The 14,339-nt window shown below is 72.8% G+C and carries 14 protein-coding genes; 7 read left to right on the top strand and 7 right to left on the bottom strand.

Translation table 11 applies throughout. The features are described from left to right. The coding region (locus GTW43_RS20945; protein WP_237536721.1) for a phosphatidylglycerol lysyltransferase domain-containing protein at positions 1 to 900 on the bottom strand (900 nt) is incomplete at its 3' end. Positions 901 to 959: 59 nt separating this feature from the next. Continuing rightward, on the bottom strand, positions 960 to 2,015 hold the full coding sequence (cobT, locus tag GTW43_RS20940) for a nicotinate-nucleotide--dimethylbenzimidazole phosphoribosyltransferase (RefSeq protein ID WP_161303552.1): 1,056 nt from the start codon (positions 2,013 to 2,015) through the stop codon (positions 960 to 962). A 155-nt stretch (positions 2,016 to 2,170) separates the two neighbouring features. Between cobT and GTW43_RS20935 the strand changes: the two genes are divergently transcribed. After that, on the top strand, positions 2,171 to 2,665 hold the full coding sequence (locus GTW43_RS20935) for a hypothetical protein (protein ID WP_161303551.1): 495 nt from the start codon (positions 2,171 to 2,173) through the stop codon (positions 2,663 to 2,665). Between the two features lie 181 nt (positions 2,666 to 2,846). On the opposite strand, the gene GTW43_RS20930 is transcribed toward GTW43_RS20935, so the two are convergent. After that, positions 2,847 to 4,052, bottom strand: a complete 1,206-nt coding sequence (locus GTW43_RS20930) for a bifunctional adenosylcobinamide kinase/adenosylcobinamide-phosphate guanylyltransferase (protein WP_161303550.1) — start codon at positions 4,050 to 4,052, stop codon at positions 2,847 to 2,849. Between the two features lie 136 nt (positions 4,053 to 4,188). On the opposite strand from GTW43_RS20930, the gene GTW43_RS20925 reads away from it, so the two are divergent. Then, the gene (locus GTW43_RS20925) at positions 4,189 to 4,413 is read left to right on the top strand and encodes a hypothetical protein (protein ID WP_161303549.1); all 225 of its coding nucleotides are present in this window, start codon (positions 4,189 to 4,191) and stop codon (positions 4,411 to 4,413) included. A 69-nt stretch (positions 4,414 to 4,482) separates the two neighbouring features. On the opposite strand, the gene GTW43_RS20920 is transcribed toward GTW43_RS20925, so the two are convergent. From GTW43_RS20920 to GTW43_RS20910, 3 genes are all read right to left on the bottom strand, one after another. Then, positions 4,483 to 5,559, bottom strand: coding sequence for a trypsin-like peptidase domain-containing protein (locus GTW43_RS20920; protein ID WP_161303548.1), 1,077 nt, complete (start codon positions 5,557 to 5,559; stop codon positions 4,483 to 4,485). Positions 5,560 to 5,628: 69 nt separating this feature from the next. Next, complete coding sequence (locus tag GTW43_RS20915; RefSeq protein WP_161303547.1) at positions 5,629 to 6,336, bottom strand: methyltransferase domain-containing protein; 708 nt, start codon at positions 6,334 to 6,336, stop codon at positions 5,629 to 5,631. An 83-nt stretch (positions 6,337 to 6,419) separates the two neighbouring features. Beyond that, the gene (locus GTW43_RS20910) at positions 6,420 to 7,070 is read right to left on the bottom strand and encodes a DUF3043 domain-containing protein (protein WP_161303546.1); all 651 of its coding nucleotides are present in this window, start codon (positions 7,068 to 7,070) and stop codon (positions 6,420 to 6,422) included. 240 nt (positions 7,071 to 7,310) lie between these two features. Between GTW43_RS20910 and GTW43_RS20905 the strand changes: the two genes are divergently transcribed. The 5 genes from GTW43_RS20905 (at position 7,311) to GTW43_RS20885 (ending at position 13,749) form a co-directional block, all read left to right on the top strand. After that, positions 7,311 to 8,108 carry a PspA/IM30 family protein gene (locus tag GTW43_RS20905; RefSeq protein ID WP_161303545.1) on the top strand — a complete coding sequence of 266 codons (798 nt, stop codon included), beginning with the start codon at positions 7,311 to 7,313 and terminating at the stop codon, positions 8,106 to 8,108. A gap of 32 nt (positions 8,109 to 8,140) precedes the next feature. Next, positions 8,141 to 8,419 carry a hypothetical protein gene (locus GTW43_RS20900; protein ID WP_161303544.1) on the top strand — a complete coding sequence of 93 codons (279 nt, stop codon included), beginning with the start codon at positions 8,141 to 8,143 and terminating at the stop codon, positions 8,417 to 8,419. 33 nt (positions 8,420 to 8,452) lie between these two features. After that, entirely contained in the window at positions 8,453 to 9,736 is a 1,284-nt protein-coding gene (locus GTW43_RS20895; protein WP_343246073.1) for a sensor histidine kinase, read from the top strand. Beyond that, complete coding sequence (locus GTW43_RS20890; RefSeq protein ID WP_161303543.1) at positions 9,733 to 10,422, top strand: response regulator transcription factor; 690 nt, start codon at positions 9,733 to 9,735, stop codon at positions 10,420 to 10,422. The genes GTW43_RS20895 and GTW43_RS20890 overlap by 4 nt, the downstream gene beginning before the upstream one ends. 168 nt (positions 10,423 to 10,590) lie before the next feature. Beyond that, complete coding sequence (locus GTW43_RS20885) at positions 10,591 to 13,749, top strand: efflux RND transporter permease subunit (RefSeq protein ID WP_161303542.1); 3,159 nt, start codon at positions 10,591 to 10,593, stop codon at positions 13,747 to 13,749. Positions 13,750 to 13,972: 223 nt separating this feature from the next. On the opposite strand, the gene nadA is transcribed toward GTW43_RS20885, so the two are convergent. Then, the coding region (nadA, locus tag GTW43_RS20880) for a quinolinate synthase NadA (protein ID WP_161303541.1) at positions 13,973 to 14,339 on the bottom strand (367 nt) is incomplete at its 5' end.

Genomic DNA, 14,339 nt, shown 5'->3' with positions numbered 1-14,339 from the left:
CCAGGCCTCGGGGTCGCCGATGGGGTCGCCGGACGCCAGCGAGACCCCGCTGACGACGCGGTAGGTCACGGCGGCCTTGCCGGTCGGCGACCAGACGACGCTCTTCTCGCGGCGCAGCGCGAAGTAGCCGAGCGAGTCGCGCTCGCCGCCCTTGTCGAGCAGGGCGCGCAGCCGCGACTCGTCGTCGGGGGAGAGCGGGTCGACGGCGCGGCGGGAGCGGAACGCGGCGTAGACGACAGCGATCAGCAGGGCCGTGGACAGGATGTTGATGACGACGTTGACCCAGTTGGGGGTGGAGATCCCGGGGTAGTGCGCGTCGTTGGAGGCGACCGAGAGCATCCGCAGGGTGCCGTAGCGCCAGCGCTCGAGGAACGTCGAACGGTGCTCGTCGTGCGCGTGGTTGGTGACCGTGACGAGGAACGTCGCGAAGAGCGAGGTGACGAGCAGTCCCCCCACGGCGACGAGCGCGGCGAGCCGCGCGTTGGACCGGTCGCCGATCGCGTAGAACTCCCGGCGGCCGACGAGCAGCGCGGCCAGGAAGCCGGCGGTCAGGACGAGCGAGATCCAGTTCTGGGCGTGCCCGCGCACCTCGGGGAAGAACATCACGAGGGCGAACAGCACGAAGAACAGGCTGCACAGCACGAGGTTGAGGATCCACGCGGCCCGTTTGCGCCGCCGCATCGTGATGGCGAGGAACGCGGTCACGAGCGCCGAGGAGAACCCCGCGGCGAGCAGGTACGGCGTGAAGTAGTTCTCCGAGTTGTGCCGCCGCAGGTCCTGGCCGAACGACACCCACACGGCGCTCAGCAGATTGATGAACGTGACGATCCGCAGGTACCAGACGGTGAACTCCGCGGCGCGGCGCGAGGCCGGTGTGCTTGTGGTGGCGGCGACTTCCATGCGGGCGAGCATATTGCGCCCATTTGTCCACTCGGCTCAGCGACTCCGTCCCGAGGCGACTACTGCTCCTCGGCCGCCTCCGGGAGTTCGGCGGACAGGGCCGCGGCCGCCTGCACGAGCGGCAGCGCCAGCAGACCGCCGCTGCCGCCGCCCAACCGCACGCCCTGGTCCACCAGCGGCTCCATCGCCATCCGGTCGAGCGCCTTCGCCTGGGCCGGCTCACCGCTCGCGTGCCCGGCCAGCCACCAGTCCGGCGCCCGGAACGCGACCCGCTGGCCGACCAGCGCGCAGGCCGCCGAGACGACGCCGTCCAGGATCACCGGCGTACGGCGCACCGCGCACTGCAGCAGGAAACCGGTCGCCGCGGCCAGGTCCGCGCCGCCCACCGTCGCGAGCAGCTGCAGCTGGTCGCCGAGGACCGGGCGGGCCCGGCGCAGCGCGTCGCGCACGGCCGCGCACTTGCGCATCCAGGCGAGGTCGTCGATCGGGTCGCCGCCGCGGCCCGTCACGACCGAGGCGTCCGTGCCGCACAGCGCGGCGATGAGCGTGGCCGCCGCCGTGGTGCCGCCGACGCTCACGTCGCCGAGCACCACCAGGTCCGTCCCCGCGTCGGCCTCCTCGTCGGCGACCGCCATGCCCGCACGGAACGCGGCCTCGGCCTCCTCGGCGGTCAGGGCGTCCTCGATGTCGATCCGGCCCGAGCCGCGCCGCACCCGGCGGCTCTCGACGGTCTGGGGCAGCGACTCCGGGTCGCAGTCCAGAGACAGGTCGACGACCCGCACGCCCACGCCGAGCCGGCGGGCCAGGACCGCACCGGTGGACGCGCCCTCGACGACCTCGCGCACCAGCTCCGCGGCGCCGCCCGCGGGACGCTTCGACACCTCGAGCCCGGCGACCCCGTGGTCGCCCGCGAACACGACCACGCGCGGCCGTGCCACCGGCCGCACGGGCACGGCGCCCTGGGCGGCCGCCAGCCACTCGGCCAGCTCGTCGAGACGGCCGAGCGCACCCGGCGGCACGGCCTGTCGCGCCCGGCGCTCCTCGGCGTCACGGCGGGTCCCGCCGTCCGGGCGCTCGATCAGATCGGTGAAGTCGTCGAGATTCAGCGCGCTCATTCGCCGAACAGTACCGGCCCCGCGCCGGTGCGCCCCCAGCGCCTCGGACCCGGCCGGAGGCCCGGGGCGACGCACCCGGAGCCCCGGTGTCGTTGCACTGCGGATCAAGATCCCTTACGTTCCGCTTTGTGTTGGATTGTCGTACTGCGGCCCAGATGCTGGAAGACCGACTCCCCGAGCGGTACCGGGTGCGGGCCCGGGTGCGGGCCGTGGCCCAGTACATCGAGCCCGAGGCCTGGCTCGACGTCGGCACGGGGGACGGGGCGTTCCCCGGCGCCGCCCGCGAGGAGCTGCGCTACACGGCGTTCGACGGGACCGGCACCGGGGCGGAGCTCGAGCGGGCGCGGCGGACCGGGCGGGTCGACGAGGCGTACGAGGGGTCGCTGCCCGAGCTGGCCGGGCGGCTCGCGGGACGGTACGACGCGGTGAGCATGCTGCGGTGTCCGGAGCGGCGTCCGGAGCGGGGGGTGGCGGAGGTGCGCGGCGAGCTGGAGGCGGCGCGGGAGGTGCTGCGGGGTGGGGGGTTGCTGCTGCTCGAGTCGGCGGGGCCGCCGCCCGGGGGGCTTCGCGGGGCCGGGTTCGTGGTGCTCCGGGTCGAGCGGGGGGTGCGGTGGGGCGGGGTCTACCGAACCCTGGCCCGTCGGGGCTGAACGGGTTCGTCGCCGGGTGCGCCCCGGTGGGGGCTGGTCGCGCAGTTCCCCGCGCCCCTGGAGGTGCGGACTTCGTCCGCTACCTCCATCGGGGAAATGCGGCGCGCAGCGCCTGCATTTCAGGGGCGCGGGGAACTGCGCGACCAGCCCACCACCAACGCGCACCCGGCGACGAACCCGCTCAGCCCCGCAGGGCGAGGGCCTGGCCCGCGACGACCAGCAGCACGTGCTCGCACTCACCCGCGAACGCCGCGTTCAACCGCCCCAGCTCATCCCGGTACCGCCGCCCCGACGCCGTCGCCGGCACGATCCCGGACCCCACCTCGTTGGACACGGCGACCACGGTCCGCCGAGCCCCCCGCACCGCAGCCACCAGCTCCGCCACCCGCCCGCGCAGCACCTTCTCGCCCCCGCTCGCCCACTCCGCGTCGTCCCAGGCCCCCGCCTCGTCCATCGCGTAGGTCAGCCACAGCGACAGGCAGTCGATCAGCAGCGGCGCCGCGTCCTGCGGGTCCGTGAGCAGGGGGACCAGGTCGCAGGTCTCGGCGGTGCGCCAGGAGCCGGGCCGGCGCTCGCGGTGCACCGCGACCCGCTGGGCCCACTCGGAGTCCCCGCCCCGGGTGCCGCCCGTCGCGACGTACAGCACGTCGGGGAAGGCCTCGAGGCGCCGCTCCGCCTCGACCGACTTGCCGGAGCGGGCGCCGCCCAGCACGAGCGTCCGGCGCGGCACGTCCGGCACCTGCCCGTACGCGCCGACCGTCAGCGTCGTGCCGTCGGGCACGGCCCGTGCCCCCGCCGCCGCGAGCCGCCGCGCGCGCTCGGCACCCGGCGGCACGTCGTGGTCCAGATGGACGGCGAGCACGTCGGTCGTGGGGCCGATCGCCCCGGACGACCGCAGCCGGGCCAGCGCGTCGGGCCGCCCGCTGACGTCGGCGGCCACCGTGTCGTACGGGGCGCGCGGCTGCTCGAGACCGGCGGGCGCGGTGCCCGGCGGCAGGTACAGCAGGCGCTCCCCGTCCGGCCCGACCACCTCGTACCCGGTGCCCGGAGCGTCCAGCGCCAGCGCCCGCACCCGGTGTCCGGTGAGCAGCGCCAGCTCCCGCCCGTCCGGCACCCGCCCCGGCTGCGGCAGCCCGGCCGGCACCTCGACGGCGGGCCCGTCGTGCGGATGCGAGAGCAGCACCTGCCGGACCCCGCCGAGGCTGTGCCCGGCACGGGCCGCGGCGAACGCGGCGCCGGGCGTCAGGTCGAGCAGCAGCGTGCCGTCGACCAGGAGGGCGGTCGCGGCCCGCGCGTCCGGGCCGAGCGCGGCCGCGCAGGCCGCGCAGGGGCAGTCGGGGCGGGGCAGCCCCGCGGGGGCGCCGGTGCCGAGCAGAGTGAGTTCCACGCCAAGATCCTCCCGCGCCCTCGCCGACCACGCGCGCCCGGCTAGTCTTCCAGGACGTCGCAGGACGTCCGCAGGACACCTACGACGCACGACGCACGACGCACGACGCATCGGACATCGGTACCGGGAGGCTGGCATGGCGGCATGGACGTGGCGGTTCGAGAAGTCCGACGGGACCGAGGTGTCCCCGGCGGTGGAGCCCGAGGAGTTCACGACGCAGGGGGACGCCGAGTCCTGGGTCGGCGAGTACTGGAAGGAGCTCGCCGAGGGCGGCGCCGACCAGGTCCGCCTCTACGAGGACGGCGCCGAGATCTACGGCCCGATGAGCCTGCACGCCGAGGACGTCTCCGCGGAGGGCTGAGCCGCCGCTGCCGGGTGCGCCGCCCGCACCCGGCACACCCCTCCCCGGGGGCGTCCGTCCGCCGGGACCTCACATCTCGCCGAGCGTGATCGTCGCCTTCTTCTCGGCGCCGTCGCGCAGATAGGTCACCGCGACCTCGTCCCCGGGCTTCTCGGCCGCCAGGGCCTCCGACAGCGACTGCATCGTCGTCACGTCGGTGTCGCCGAACCGGACGATGATGTCCCCGGCCCGGATCCCGGCCTTCTTCGCGCCGCCCTGCTCCGTCACCGACACCACCGCGACCCCGGCGGGCCGGTAGCCGTCGTCGAGCACCGAGCGGCCCGTGATGCCGAGCGCCGCCCGTCCCGAGTCCGTGACCTTGCCGTCCTCGATCACCTGGTCGGCGACGGTCGTGACCATCGACGACGGGATCGCGAACCCGATGCCCGGCGCCGAACCGCCCCCGATGCCCGGGTCGGTCGCCGCGAGGGTCGGGATGCCGACGACCTCCCCGTCGAGGTTCACCAGGGCGCCGCCGCTGTTGCCCGGATTGATCGCCGCCGACGTCTGCACCATGTTCCCGATCGTGGCGCCCGTGCCGCCGCCGGAGCGGCCCTCGCTGACGGTCCGCCCGGTCGCCGACACGATGCCCTGCGTGACGCTCGAGGACAGGCCGAGGGGCGAGCCCATCGCCAGCGTGATCTGCCCGACCTCGACCTTGGACGAGTCGGTGAACTTCGCGGCCTTCAGCCCGTCCGGCGCCCTGTCCAGCTGGATGACGGCGAGATCCTGCTCGGGGTAGGAGTACACGAGCTTCGCGGTCAGCTCGTCGTTGCTGTTCGCCGTCGTGACCTTGAACGTCTTCTCGTCGCCCACCACGTGCGCGTTCGTCACGATGTGGCCCTTGTCGTCGTAGACGATCCCGGAGCCGAGGTCCGACGACGCCTGGATCTGCACGACCGACGGCAGGACCTGTCTGATCACCCGCACGTAGTCGTCCTGGAGGCTGTCGGCCTTCTGCGCGGCCCGCGCGGCGGCCTGCGTCGTCGGACGCGCGGACGCGTCCGGGGACCCTGAGTCCGAGCAGCCGGACAGGAGCACTCCGGCGCACAGCACACCGGACAGCGGCAGAGCGAGGCGCCCACGGCGCGCACGAAAGACATCCATGCCCGGATTGTCACGTTCGTACGGGTGCGCCGCGCGCCCTGCACCGCCGAACGAGCCGCCGGACAGGCCCTAGCCCCGCACCCCGCACAGGTGCAGCAGCGCCGCCACCCGCCGGTACGGCTCCGTGCGGCCGGCCCGCTCCTCCGCGGCAAGCAGCGTCTGCAGCTCCCCGCGCTCGGGCACCGCCGCCGCGTCCGCGGCCTGGTCGGTGAAGACCCGCACGCCGTACCAGGCGTGCAGCGGGGCCCCGATCCCGGCGAGCGTCGCGGTCAGGGTGCCGAGCCGGTCGGCCCGCACGTCCAGCCCAAGCCGGTTCGTGTACTGCGTCGAGTCGAAGGCGCCGAGCGCGCCGACCCAGTCACCGGCCAGGCCCGGGCGCATCGCGAGACCGTCCGCGTTGCGCACGAGGAGCGACAGCAGGCCGCCCGGGGCCAGCATCCGGGCCAGACCCGCGAGCAGCGCGTCCGGGTCCTCCACGTACATCAGCACGCCGTGACAGAGCACGACGTCGAAGCTGCCCGGCAGGAAATGCACCCCGGTGTCGCGGCCGTCGCCCTCGATCAGCCGCACCCGCGCGCGCACCCCCTCCGGCTCGGCCGCGAGCGCCTGCCGCGCGGCCGCCACCATCCGGGCGTCCTGCTCGACACCGGTCACCTGGTGACCGGCGCGGGCCAGCCGCAGCGCCTGCGTGCCCTGGCCCATGCCCACGTCGAGCACCCGCAGCCGCTGCCCGACGGGGAAGCGCCCGGCTATCTGCTCGTCGAGCTGCCGGGCCACCAGTTCCTGCCGGACGACGTTGCGCAGGCCGCCCAGCTTCTCCAGCCAGGCCCCCGGCGCGTCACCGGCGAAGGCCTCGGTGCTCAGGGCCGCTCCCCGCGCTTGACCTGGGGCTTCGGCAGGCGCAGCCGCTTCATCTGGAGCGTGCGCATGAGCGCGTAGGCCACGGCGCCCTTGCGCGGCTGGTCCGGGAACTTCGCCGCCAGCTGTTTCTTCAGGCGGATTCCGGTGAGCACCGAGTCGATCACGATCGCGACGATCACGAAGAGCCACAGCAGCAGCGCGATGTTCTGCAGCGAGCCCACCCGGACCATGCTCAGGACGAGGATGACCACGGCCATCGGCAGGAACCACTCGGCGACGCTGAAGCGGGAGTCGACGAAGTCGCGGGCGTACTTGCGCACCGGGCCCTTGTCACGGGCGGGCAGATAGCGCTCGTCCCCGCTCGCCAGGGCGGAACGCTGGCGCTCCATCGCGGTGCGGCGCTCCTCGCGCGAACGGGCTCGGGCCTCCTTCGGCGACATCTTCGTGTTGGCCACGCTGCGGCGCTGCGACTGGGCCTCGCTGCGCTTGGGCGTGGGGCGGCCCTTGGGCGCCTGCGGGTCTCGGGTCTGCTTGGACGCGTCGGAGGCGGTCACCGGGGCCTTGCCGGCCGGCGCCTTGTCGTCCTTGGATCGGCTACGGAACACAAAACCCAAGGGTACGTGCTGGACGTGCATGGACCACAGGGCCATGGGGAACGATCCGGCAACACCCTGTGTCCATAGAACCTGACAGGGCACGTGACCCTGAGGGGGAGACGGGGCCACCTACTCCCTGCGCGGGACCCCGGAGAGGACGCAGTCGTCCTCGGGGATGAGCGCATCCGCACCTGAACAGTGCGGTAATAGATGCAGGACCCGTACTGTGGGTTGTGTCGCAGTGCTGGAGCTGGACGGCCGGTCGTATCTGTCAGAAGGGGGCGCGCGAAGCCCATGAGCGGTGTCATGAAGCGTATGGGGATGATCTTCCGCGCGAAGGCGAACAAGGCCCTTGACCGGGCCGAGGACCCTCGCGAGACCCTCGATTACTCGTATCAGAAGCAGCTGGAGCTGCTGCAGAAGGTGCGCCGCGGCGTCGCCGACGTCGCGACGAGCCGCAAGCGCCTGGAGCTCCAGCTCAATCAGCTGCAGTCCCAGTCCTCCAAGCTCGAGGACCAGGGCCGCAAGGCGCTCGCGCTCGGCCGTGAGGACCTCGCCCGCGAGGCGCTCTCCCGCCGCGCCGCGCTCCAGCAGCAGGTCACCGACCTGGAGACGCAGCACCAGACGCTGCAGGGCGAGGAGGAGAAGCTCACCCTCGCGGCCCAGCGCCTCCAGGCCAAGGTGGACGCCTTCCGCACCAAGAAGGAGACCATCAAGGCCACCTACACGGCGGCCCAGGCGCAGACCCGGATCGGCGAGGCGTTCTCCGGCATCTCCGAGGAGATGGGCGACGTCGGCCTGGCCATCCAGCGGGCCGAGGACAAGACGGCCCAGCTCCAGGCGCGGGCCGGCGCCATCGACGAGCTGCTCGCCTCCGGCGCCCTCGACGACCCCTCCGGGCTCGCCAAGGACGACATCCAGAGCGAGCTGGACCGGCTCTCCGGTGGTACGGATGTAGAGCTGGAGCTGCAGCGCATGAAGGCCGAGCTGGCCGGCGGCTCGTCCTCGTCCCAGCAGGCGATCGAGGGCGGCCAGGGCCAGGGCCAGCAGGGGCAGCAGCCGCAGGACACCCCGCGCTTCGACAAGCAGTAGACCGCGGTTCGCCTACGAGGAGGGCGCTCGTCATGATCGTACGGATCATGGGGGAGGGGCAGGTGAGGTTGGCCGACGACCACCTCACCGAGCTCAACAAGCTCGACGACGAACTCCTCACGGAGATGGAGAGCGGTGACGAGGCGGGCTTCCGGCGGACGCTGGCCGCTCTCCTCGACGCCGTCCGGCGGCTCGGCACACCGCTGCCGGACGACGCCCTGGAGCCCTCCGAACTGATCCTTCCGGCGCCCGACGCGTCGCTGGACGAGGTCCGGCAGATGCTCTCCGACGACGGCCTCATCCCGGGCTGACCGGGACAAGGCCGGGCGGATACGCTGACGCCGGTGACTCCGCTCGTACGGTGGGCCAGGACCCACCCCCTGGCCCTGGACGCGATCGTCGCCCTCGGCGTCCTGCTCGCGATGGTGGCCGGCTCCTTCGTCGACCCCAAGGGCGCCGGCGGCACCTACGCGTGGGGCGCCCGCACCCCCGAGACCCTCAGCCTCGTGCTCATGGTGCTCGGCGCCGCGGCCCTCGTCTTCCGCCGCGTCTCGCCGCTGTACGTCCTCGCGGCGACCGCCACCGTCTCCGGCGTCGAACTCGTCACCGGTGACCCGCGCGCCCCCGTCGTCATGTCGACCGTCGTCGCCCTCTACACCGTGGCCGCCCGGACCGACCGGCCCACCACCTGGCGGGTCGGCTTCGCCACGATGGCGGTCCTCACCTGCCTCGCGATGTTCGCCGGCCCGCTGCCCTGGTACGCGCAGGAGAACCTCGGCATCTTCGCCTGGACCGGCATGGCCGCCGCCGCGGGCGACGCCGTCCGCTCCCGGCGCGCCTTCATCGCCGCCATCCGCGAGCGGGCCGAACGGGCCGAGCGCACCCGCGAGGAGGAGGCCCGGCGCCGGGTCGCCGAGGAACGGCTGCGCATCGCCCGCGACCTGCACGACGTCGTCGCCCACCACATCGCGCTCGTCAACGTCCAGGCCGGCGTCGCCTCCCACGTCATGGACAAGCGGCCCGACCAGGCCAAGGAGGCCCTCGGGCACGTGCGCGAGGCCAGCCGCTCCGCCCTCGACGAACTCCGCGCCACCGTCGGCCTGCTGCGCCAGTCCGGGGACCCCGAGGCCCCCACCGAGCCGGCCCCCGGCCTCGACCGCCTCGACGACCTCGTCGGCACCTTCCGCAACGCGGGCCTGCCCGTCGAGGTGGCCCGCGCCGAGGACGCCCCCGCCCTGCCCGCCGCCGTCGACCTCGCCGCGTACCGGGTCGTGCAGGAAGCCCTCACCAACGTCCGCAAGCACGCGGGCCCCGACGCCCGCGCCGAGGTCAGCGTCGTGCGCGTCGGACCCGACATGGAGATCACCGTCCTCGACAACGGACCCGAGGCGGTGCCCGGCCGCCCCGCCCCCGAGGAGGGCGGCAGCGGCCACGGCCTGCTCGGCATGCGCGAGCGCGTCGGCGCGCTCGGCGGCACCCTCAGCGCCGGACCGCGCTACGGCGGCGGCTTCCGCGTCCATGCGATCCTTCCCGTCGACCCCCGCACCGCCGAGCCCCCGGCCGGCATCCGGGGCTGCTTCGCCTCCACCTCCGTTCCGCCCACCACGTCAGGGGATACCGGCGCATGACGATCCGGGTTCTGCTCGCCGACGACCAGGCACTGCTGCGCAGCGCCTTCCGCGTCCTCGTCGACTCCGAGGCCGACATGGAGGTCGTCGGCGAGGCCTCCGACGGCGCCGAGGCCGTCGCCCTTGCCAAGGAGCACCTGCCCGACGTCGTCCTCATGGACATCCGGATGCCCGGCACCGACGGCCTCGCCGCGACCCGCGCCATCAGCGCCGACCCCGCCCTCGCCCAGGTCCGCGTCGTGATGCTGACGACCTTCGAGGTCGACGAGTACGTCGTGCAGTCGCTGCGCGCGGGCGCCTCCGGCTTCCTCGGCAAGGGCGCCGAGCCCGAGGAACTGCTCGGCGCCGTCCGTGTCGCCGCCGCCGGCGACGCCCTCCTGTCACCGGCCGCCACCAAGGGCCTCATCGCCAAGTTCCTCGCGCAGGGCGACGGCCTCGACGACGACGGCCGCTCCGGCGGCGCGCACGCCGAGCGGCTCGCCGCGCTCACCGGCCGCGAGCGCGAGGTCCTCGTCCTGGTCGCGGGCGGCCATTCCAACGACGAGATCGCCGAGCGCCTCGAGGTCAGCCCGCTCACCGTCAAGACGCATGTGAACCGGGCGATGGCCAAGTGCGGAGCCCGCGACCGCGCCCAGCTCGTCGTCATCGCGTACGAATCGGGCCTGGTCCGTCCGAGGGTGGAGTGAGCCGGGGCCCGTACGTACTACGCCCGCAGTATGCGGAGCGTGAGAACGGGACCTGGGAGCGACGAATCCCGCCCTCCTCATGGCTGAGGGTGTAGGCGGACCTTTCTGCTCGCGTGAGCCGACGGTCCGTCATCCGCTCGTCGTCCCACGTCTCCGGAGACCCAGACCATGTCCTGGCTGTCGAGATTCAGCCTCGCTCAACGCGCCCTGATCGGCCTGATGTCGATCATCGCGATCGTCTTCGGCGCGATCGCGATCCCCCAGCTCAAGCAGCAGCTGCTGCCCTCCATCGAACTGCCGATGGTCTCCGTCCTGGCTCCCTATCAGGGCGCGTCCCCGGACGTGGTCGAGAAGCAGGTCGTCGAGCCGCTCGAGAACTCCATCGACGCCGTGGACGGCGTCACCGGCATCACCGCGACCGCCAGCGAGGGCAACGCGGTCCTCATGGCCCAGTTCGACTTCGGCAACGGCTCCAAGCAGATCGTCGCCGACGTCCAGCAGGCCGTGAACCGGGCCCGCGCCCAACTGCCCGACGACGTCGACCCGCAGGTCGTCGCCGGCTCCACGGACGACATCCCGACCGTGGTCCTCGCCGTCACCTCCGACAAGGACCAGCAGGCGCTCGCCGACCAGCTGGACAAGACCGTCGTGCCGTCCCTCAAGGACATCGACGGCGTCTCCCAGGTCACCGTCGACGGCGTCCGCGACCTCCAGGTGAACGTCACGCCCGACGACCGCAAGATGGCCGCGGCCGGCGTCAACGCGATGGCGCTGAGCCAGTCCCTCCAGGCCGGCGGCGCCACCCTGCCCGCGGGCTCCTTCGACGAGGGCGGCAAGAACCGCACGGTCCAGGTCGGCGGCGGCTTCACGTCGCTGCGCCAGATCGAGGACCTGATGATCACCGGCGAGGGCGTCAAGAAGCCCGTGCGCCTCGGTGACATCGCCACCGTGAAGCAGCAGCCCTCCGCGGCCGACTCCATCACCCGCACCGACGGCCGTCCCAGCCTCGCGGTCATGGTGACCATGGACCACGACGGCTCCGCGGTCGCCATCTCCGACGCGGTCAAGGACAAGCTGCCCGACCTGCGTCAGGACCTCGGCTCCGCCGCGAAGCTCACCGTCGTCAGCGACCAGGGCCCGGCCGTCTCGAAGTCCATCTCCGGGCTGACCACGGAGGGCGCGCTCGGCCTCCTCTTCGCCGTCATCGTGATCCTGGTCTTCCTCGCGTCGCTGCGCTCCACCCTCGTCACCGCGGTCTCCATCCCGCTGTCGGTGGTGCTCGCGCTCATCGTCCTGTGGACGCGCGACCTGTCGCTGAACATGCTCACGCTCGGCGCGCTGACCATCGCGATCGGCCGCGTCGTCGACGACTCCATCGTCGTCCTGGAGAACATCAAACGGCACCTCGGCTACGGCGAGGAGCGCAAGGAGGCCATCCTCACCGCGGTCCGCGAGGTCGCGGGCGCGGTCACCTCCTCGACCCTCACCACGGTCGCCGTGTTCCTGCCGATCGGCCTCGTCGGCGGCATGGTGGGCGAGCTCTTCGGCTCGTTCTCGCTGACCGTCACGGCGGCGCTGCTCGCGTCCCTGCTGGTCTCGCTGACCGTCGTCCCGGTGCTCTCCTACTGGTTCCTGCGCGCCCCGAAGGCGATCCGGGGCATCGACCCGGAGGAGGCCCGCCGCAAGGCCGAGGAGAAGGAGAACCGCTCCCGGCTCCAGCGCATCTACGTGCCCGTGCTGCGCTTCGCGACCCGCCGCCGCCTCACCAGCGTGGTGCTCGCGATCGTGATCCTCGTCGGCACCTTCGGCATGGCCCCGCTCCTGAAGACCAACTTCTTCGACCAGGGCGAGCAGGAAGTCCTGTCCGTCAAGCAGGAGTTGAAGCCGGGCACGAGCCTCGCGGCGACCGACGCGTCCGCGCAGAAGATCGAGAAGGTGCTCCAGGGCATCGACGAGATCAAGGACTACCAGGTCACCGTCGGCTCCTCCGGCTTCATGGCGGCCTTCGGCGGCAGCACGGACACCAACCAGGCCTCGTACCAGATCACGCTCAAGGACAAGGCGTCCTACGAGGACACCCAGGACCGCATCGAGCGCGAGCTCGGCAAGCTGTCCGGCGTCGGGACGACGACCATCTCGGCCGGTGACGGTTTCGGCAGCCAGGACCTGAGCGTGGTCGTGAAGGCCGCCGACGGCTCCGTCCTCGACAAGGCGGCCGAGCAGGTCCGCACGTCCGTCGCCTCGCTCGACGACGTCACGGACGTGACCAGCGACCTGTCGCAGTCCGTCCCGCGGATCTCGGTCAAGGCCAACTCCAAGGCCGCGGCTGCCGGGTTCAACGACACGACGCTCGGCGCCGCCGTCGCACAGGCCGTGCGCGGCACCACCAGCGGCAAGGCGATCCTCGACGACACCGAGCGCGACGTCGTCGTGAAGTCGGCGAAGCCGGCCACGACCATGGCCGAGCTCAAGAAGCTCCCCATGGGTCCGCGGGGTCTGACGCTCGGTGACATCGCCACGGTGAAGCTGGTCGACGGGCCGGTCTCCATGACCCGGATCGACGGCGCCCGCGCCGCCACGATCACGGCCAAGCCGACCGGTGACAACACGGGCGCGGTCTCCGCCGACCTCCAGTCGAAGATCGACAAGCTGGACCTGCCGGCCGGGGCGACCGCCACGATCGGCGGTGTCAGCGCCGACCAGGACGACGCGTTCAAGAACCTGGGCCTGGCGATGCTCGCGGCGATCGCGATCGTCTTCATGCTCCTGGTCGCGACGTTCCGCTCGCTGGCCCAGCCGCTGATCCTGCTGGTGTCCATCCCGTTCGCGGCGACCGGTGCGATCGGTCTGCTCGTCGCCACGGGGACGCCGATGGGCGTCCCGGCGATGATCGGCATGCTGATGCTCATCGGCATCGTCGTCACCAACGCGATCGTGCTGATCGACCTGATCAACCAGTACCGGGCCCAGGGGCTCGGCGTGGTCGAGGCGGTCGTCGAGGGCGGCCGACACCGACTGCGCCCGATCCTGATGACGGCCCTCGCGACGATCTTCGCCCTGCTCCCGATGGCGCTCGGCGTCACCGGCGAGGGCGGGTTCATCGCGCAGCCGCTCGCGGTGGTCGTGATCGGCGGTCTGATCACGTCGACGCTGCTGACGCTGCTGCTGGTGCCGACGCTCTACGCGATCCTGGAGCTCCGCAAGGAGCGACGGGCGAAGAAGCGGGCCGCGAAGCGGGGGGTGCCGGTGCCGGGGCAGGCGTCCGCCGAGTCCGACTCCGACTCCGACTCCGAGTCCGACCCTGAGCCGGAACCGGCGAAGGCCTGACGCCCACCGCCGGGGCGAGCCTCTCACGTGTGACGCTCGCCCCGGTGGGGGCCGGTCGCGCAGTTCCCCGCGCCCCTGAAACGCAGGCGCTGCGCGCCGCATTTCATCTATGAGGTCGCGCACGCAGTGCGCACCTCAGGGGCGCGGGGAACTGCGCGACCAGCCCCCACCGGACCGGCACATGCCACTGAACCGCGGACGCGACCGCGCGCCCGGCACAGGGCTACGGCAGTGCCAGCATCCGCTCCAGCGCCAGCTTCGCGAACCGCTCCGTCTCCCGGTCGACCTCGATCCGGTTGACCAGCCGCCCCTCCGCGAGGGACTCCAGCGTCCACACCAGGTGCGGCAGGTCGATCCGGTTCATCGTCGAGCAGAAGCAGACCGTCTTGTCGAGGAAGACGATCTCCTTGCCCTCCGGGGCGAACCGCTCGGCCAGCCGCCGCACGAGGTTCAGCTCGGTGCCGATGGCCCACTTGGACCCGGCCGGAGCCGCCTCCAGCGCCTTGATGATGTACTCCGTCGACCCGACCTGGTCGGCCGCGGCGACGACCTCGTGCTTGCACTCGGGGTGGACGAGCACGTTGACCCCA

This window comes from Streptomyces sp. SID5785 (assembly GCF_009870065.1).
In the GTDB taxonomy this organism is placed as follows: domain Bacteria; phylum Actinomycetota; class Actinomycetes; order Streptomycetales; family Streptomycetaceae; genus Streptomyces.
This window is presented reverse-complemented; position numbering and strand designations above follow the sequence as displayed.

What these genes read in the sequence shown, in the direction of transcription:
- cobT (WP_161303552.1), bottom strand. Translation starts at nt 2,015, where the DNA reads ATGAGCGCGCTGAATCTCGACGACTTCACCGATCTGATCGAGCGCCCG.
- GTW43_RS20935 (WP_161303551.1), top strand. Translation starts at nt 2,171, where the DNA reads ATGCTGGAAGACCGACTCCCCGAGCGGTACCGGGTGCGGGCCCGGGTG.
- GTW43_RS20925 (WP_161303549.1), top strand. Translation starts at nt 4,189, where the DNA reads ATGGCGGCATGGACGTGGCGGTTCGAGAAGTCCGACGGGACCGAGGTG.
- GTW43_RS20920 (WP_161303548.1), bottom strand. Translation starts at nt 5,559, where the DNA reads ATGGATGTCTTTCGTGCGCGCCGTGGGCGCCTCGCTCTGCCGCTGTCC.
- GTW43_RS20910 (WP_161303546.1), bottom strand. Translation starts at nt 7,070, where the DNA reads ATGGCCCTGTGGTCCATGCACGTCCAGCACGTACCCTTGGGTTTTGTG.
- GTW43_RS20905 (WP_161303545.1), top strand. Translation starts at nt 7,311, where the DNA reads ATGAGCGGTGTCATGAAGCGTATGGGGATGATCTTCCGCGCGAAGGCG.
- GTW43_RS20900 (WP_161303544.1), top strand. Translation starts at nt 8,141, where the DNA reads ATGATCGTACGGATCATGGGGGAGGGGCAGGTGAGGTTGGCCGACGAC.
- GTW43_RS20890 (WP_161303543.1), top strand. Translation starts at nt 9,733, where the DNA reads ATGACGATCCGGGTTCTGCTCGCCGACGACCAGGCACTGCTGCGCAGC.
- GTW43_RS20885 (WP_161303542.1), top strand. Translation starts at nt 10,591, where the DNA reads ATGTCCTGGCTGTCGAGATTCAGCCTCGCTCAACGCGCCCTGATCGGC.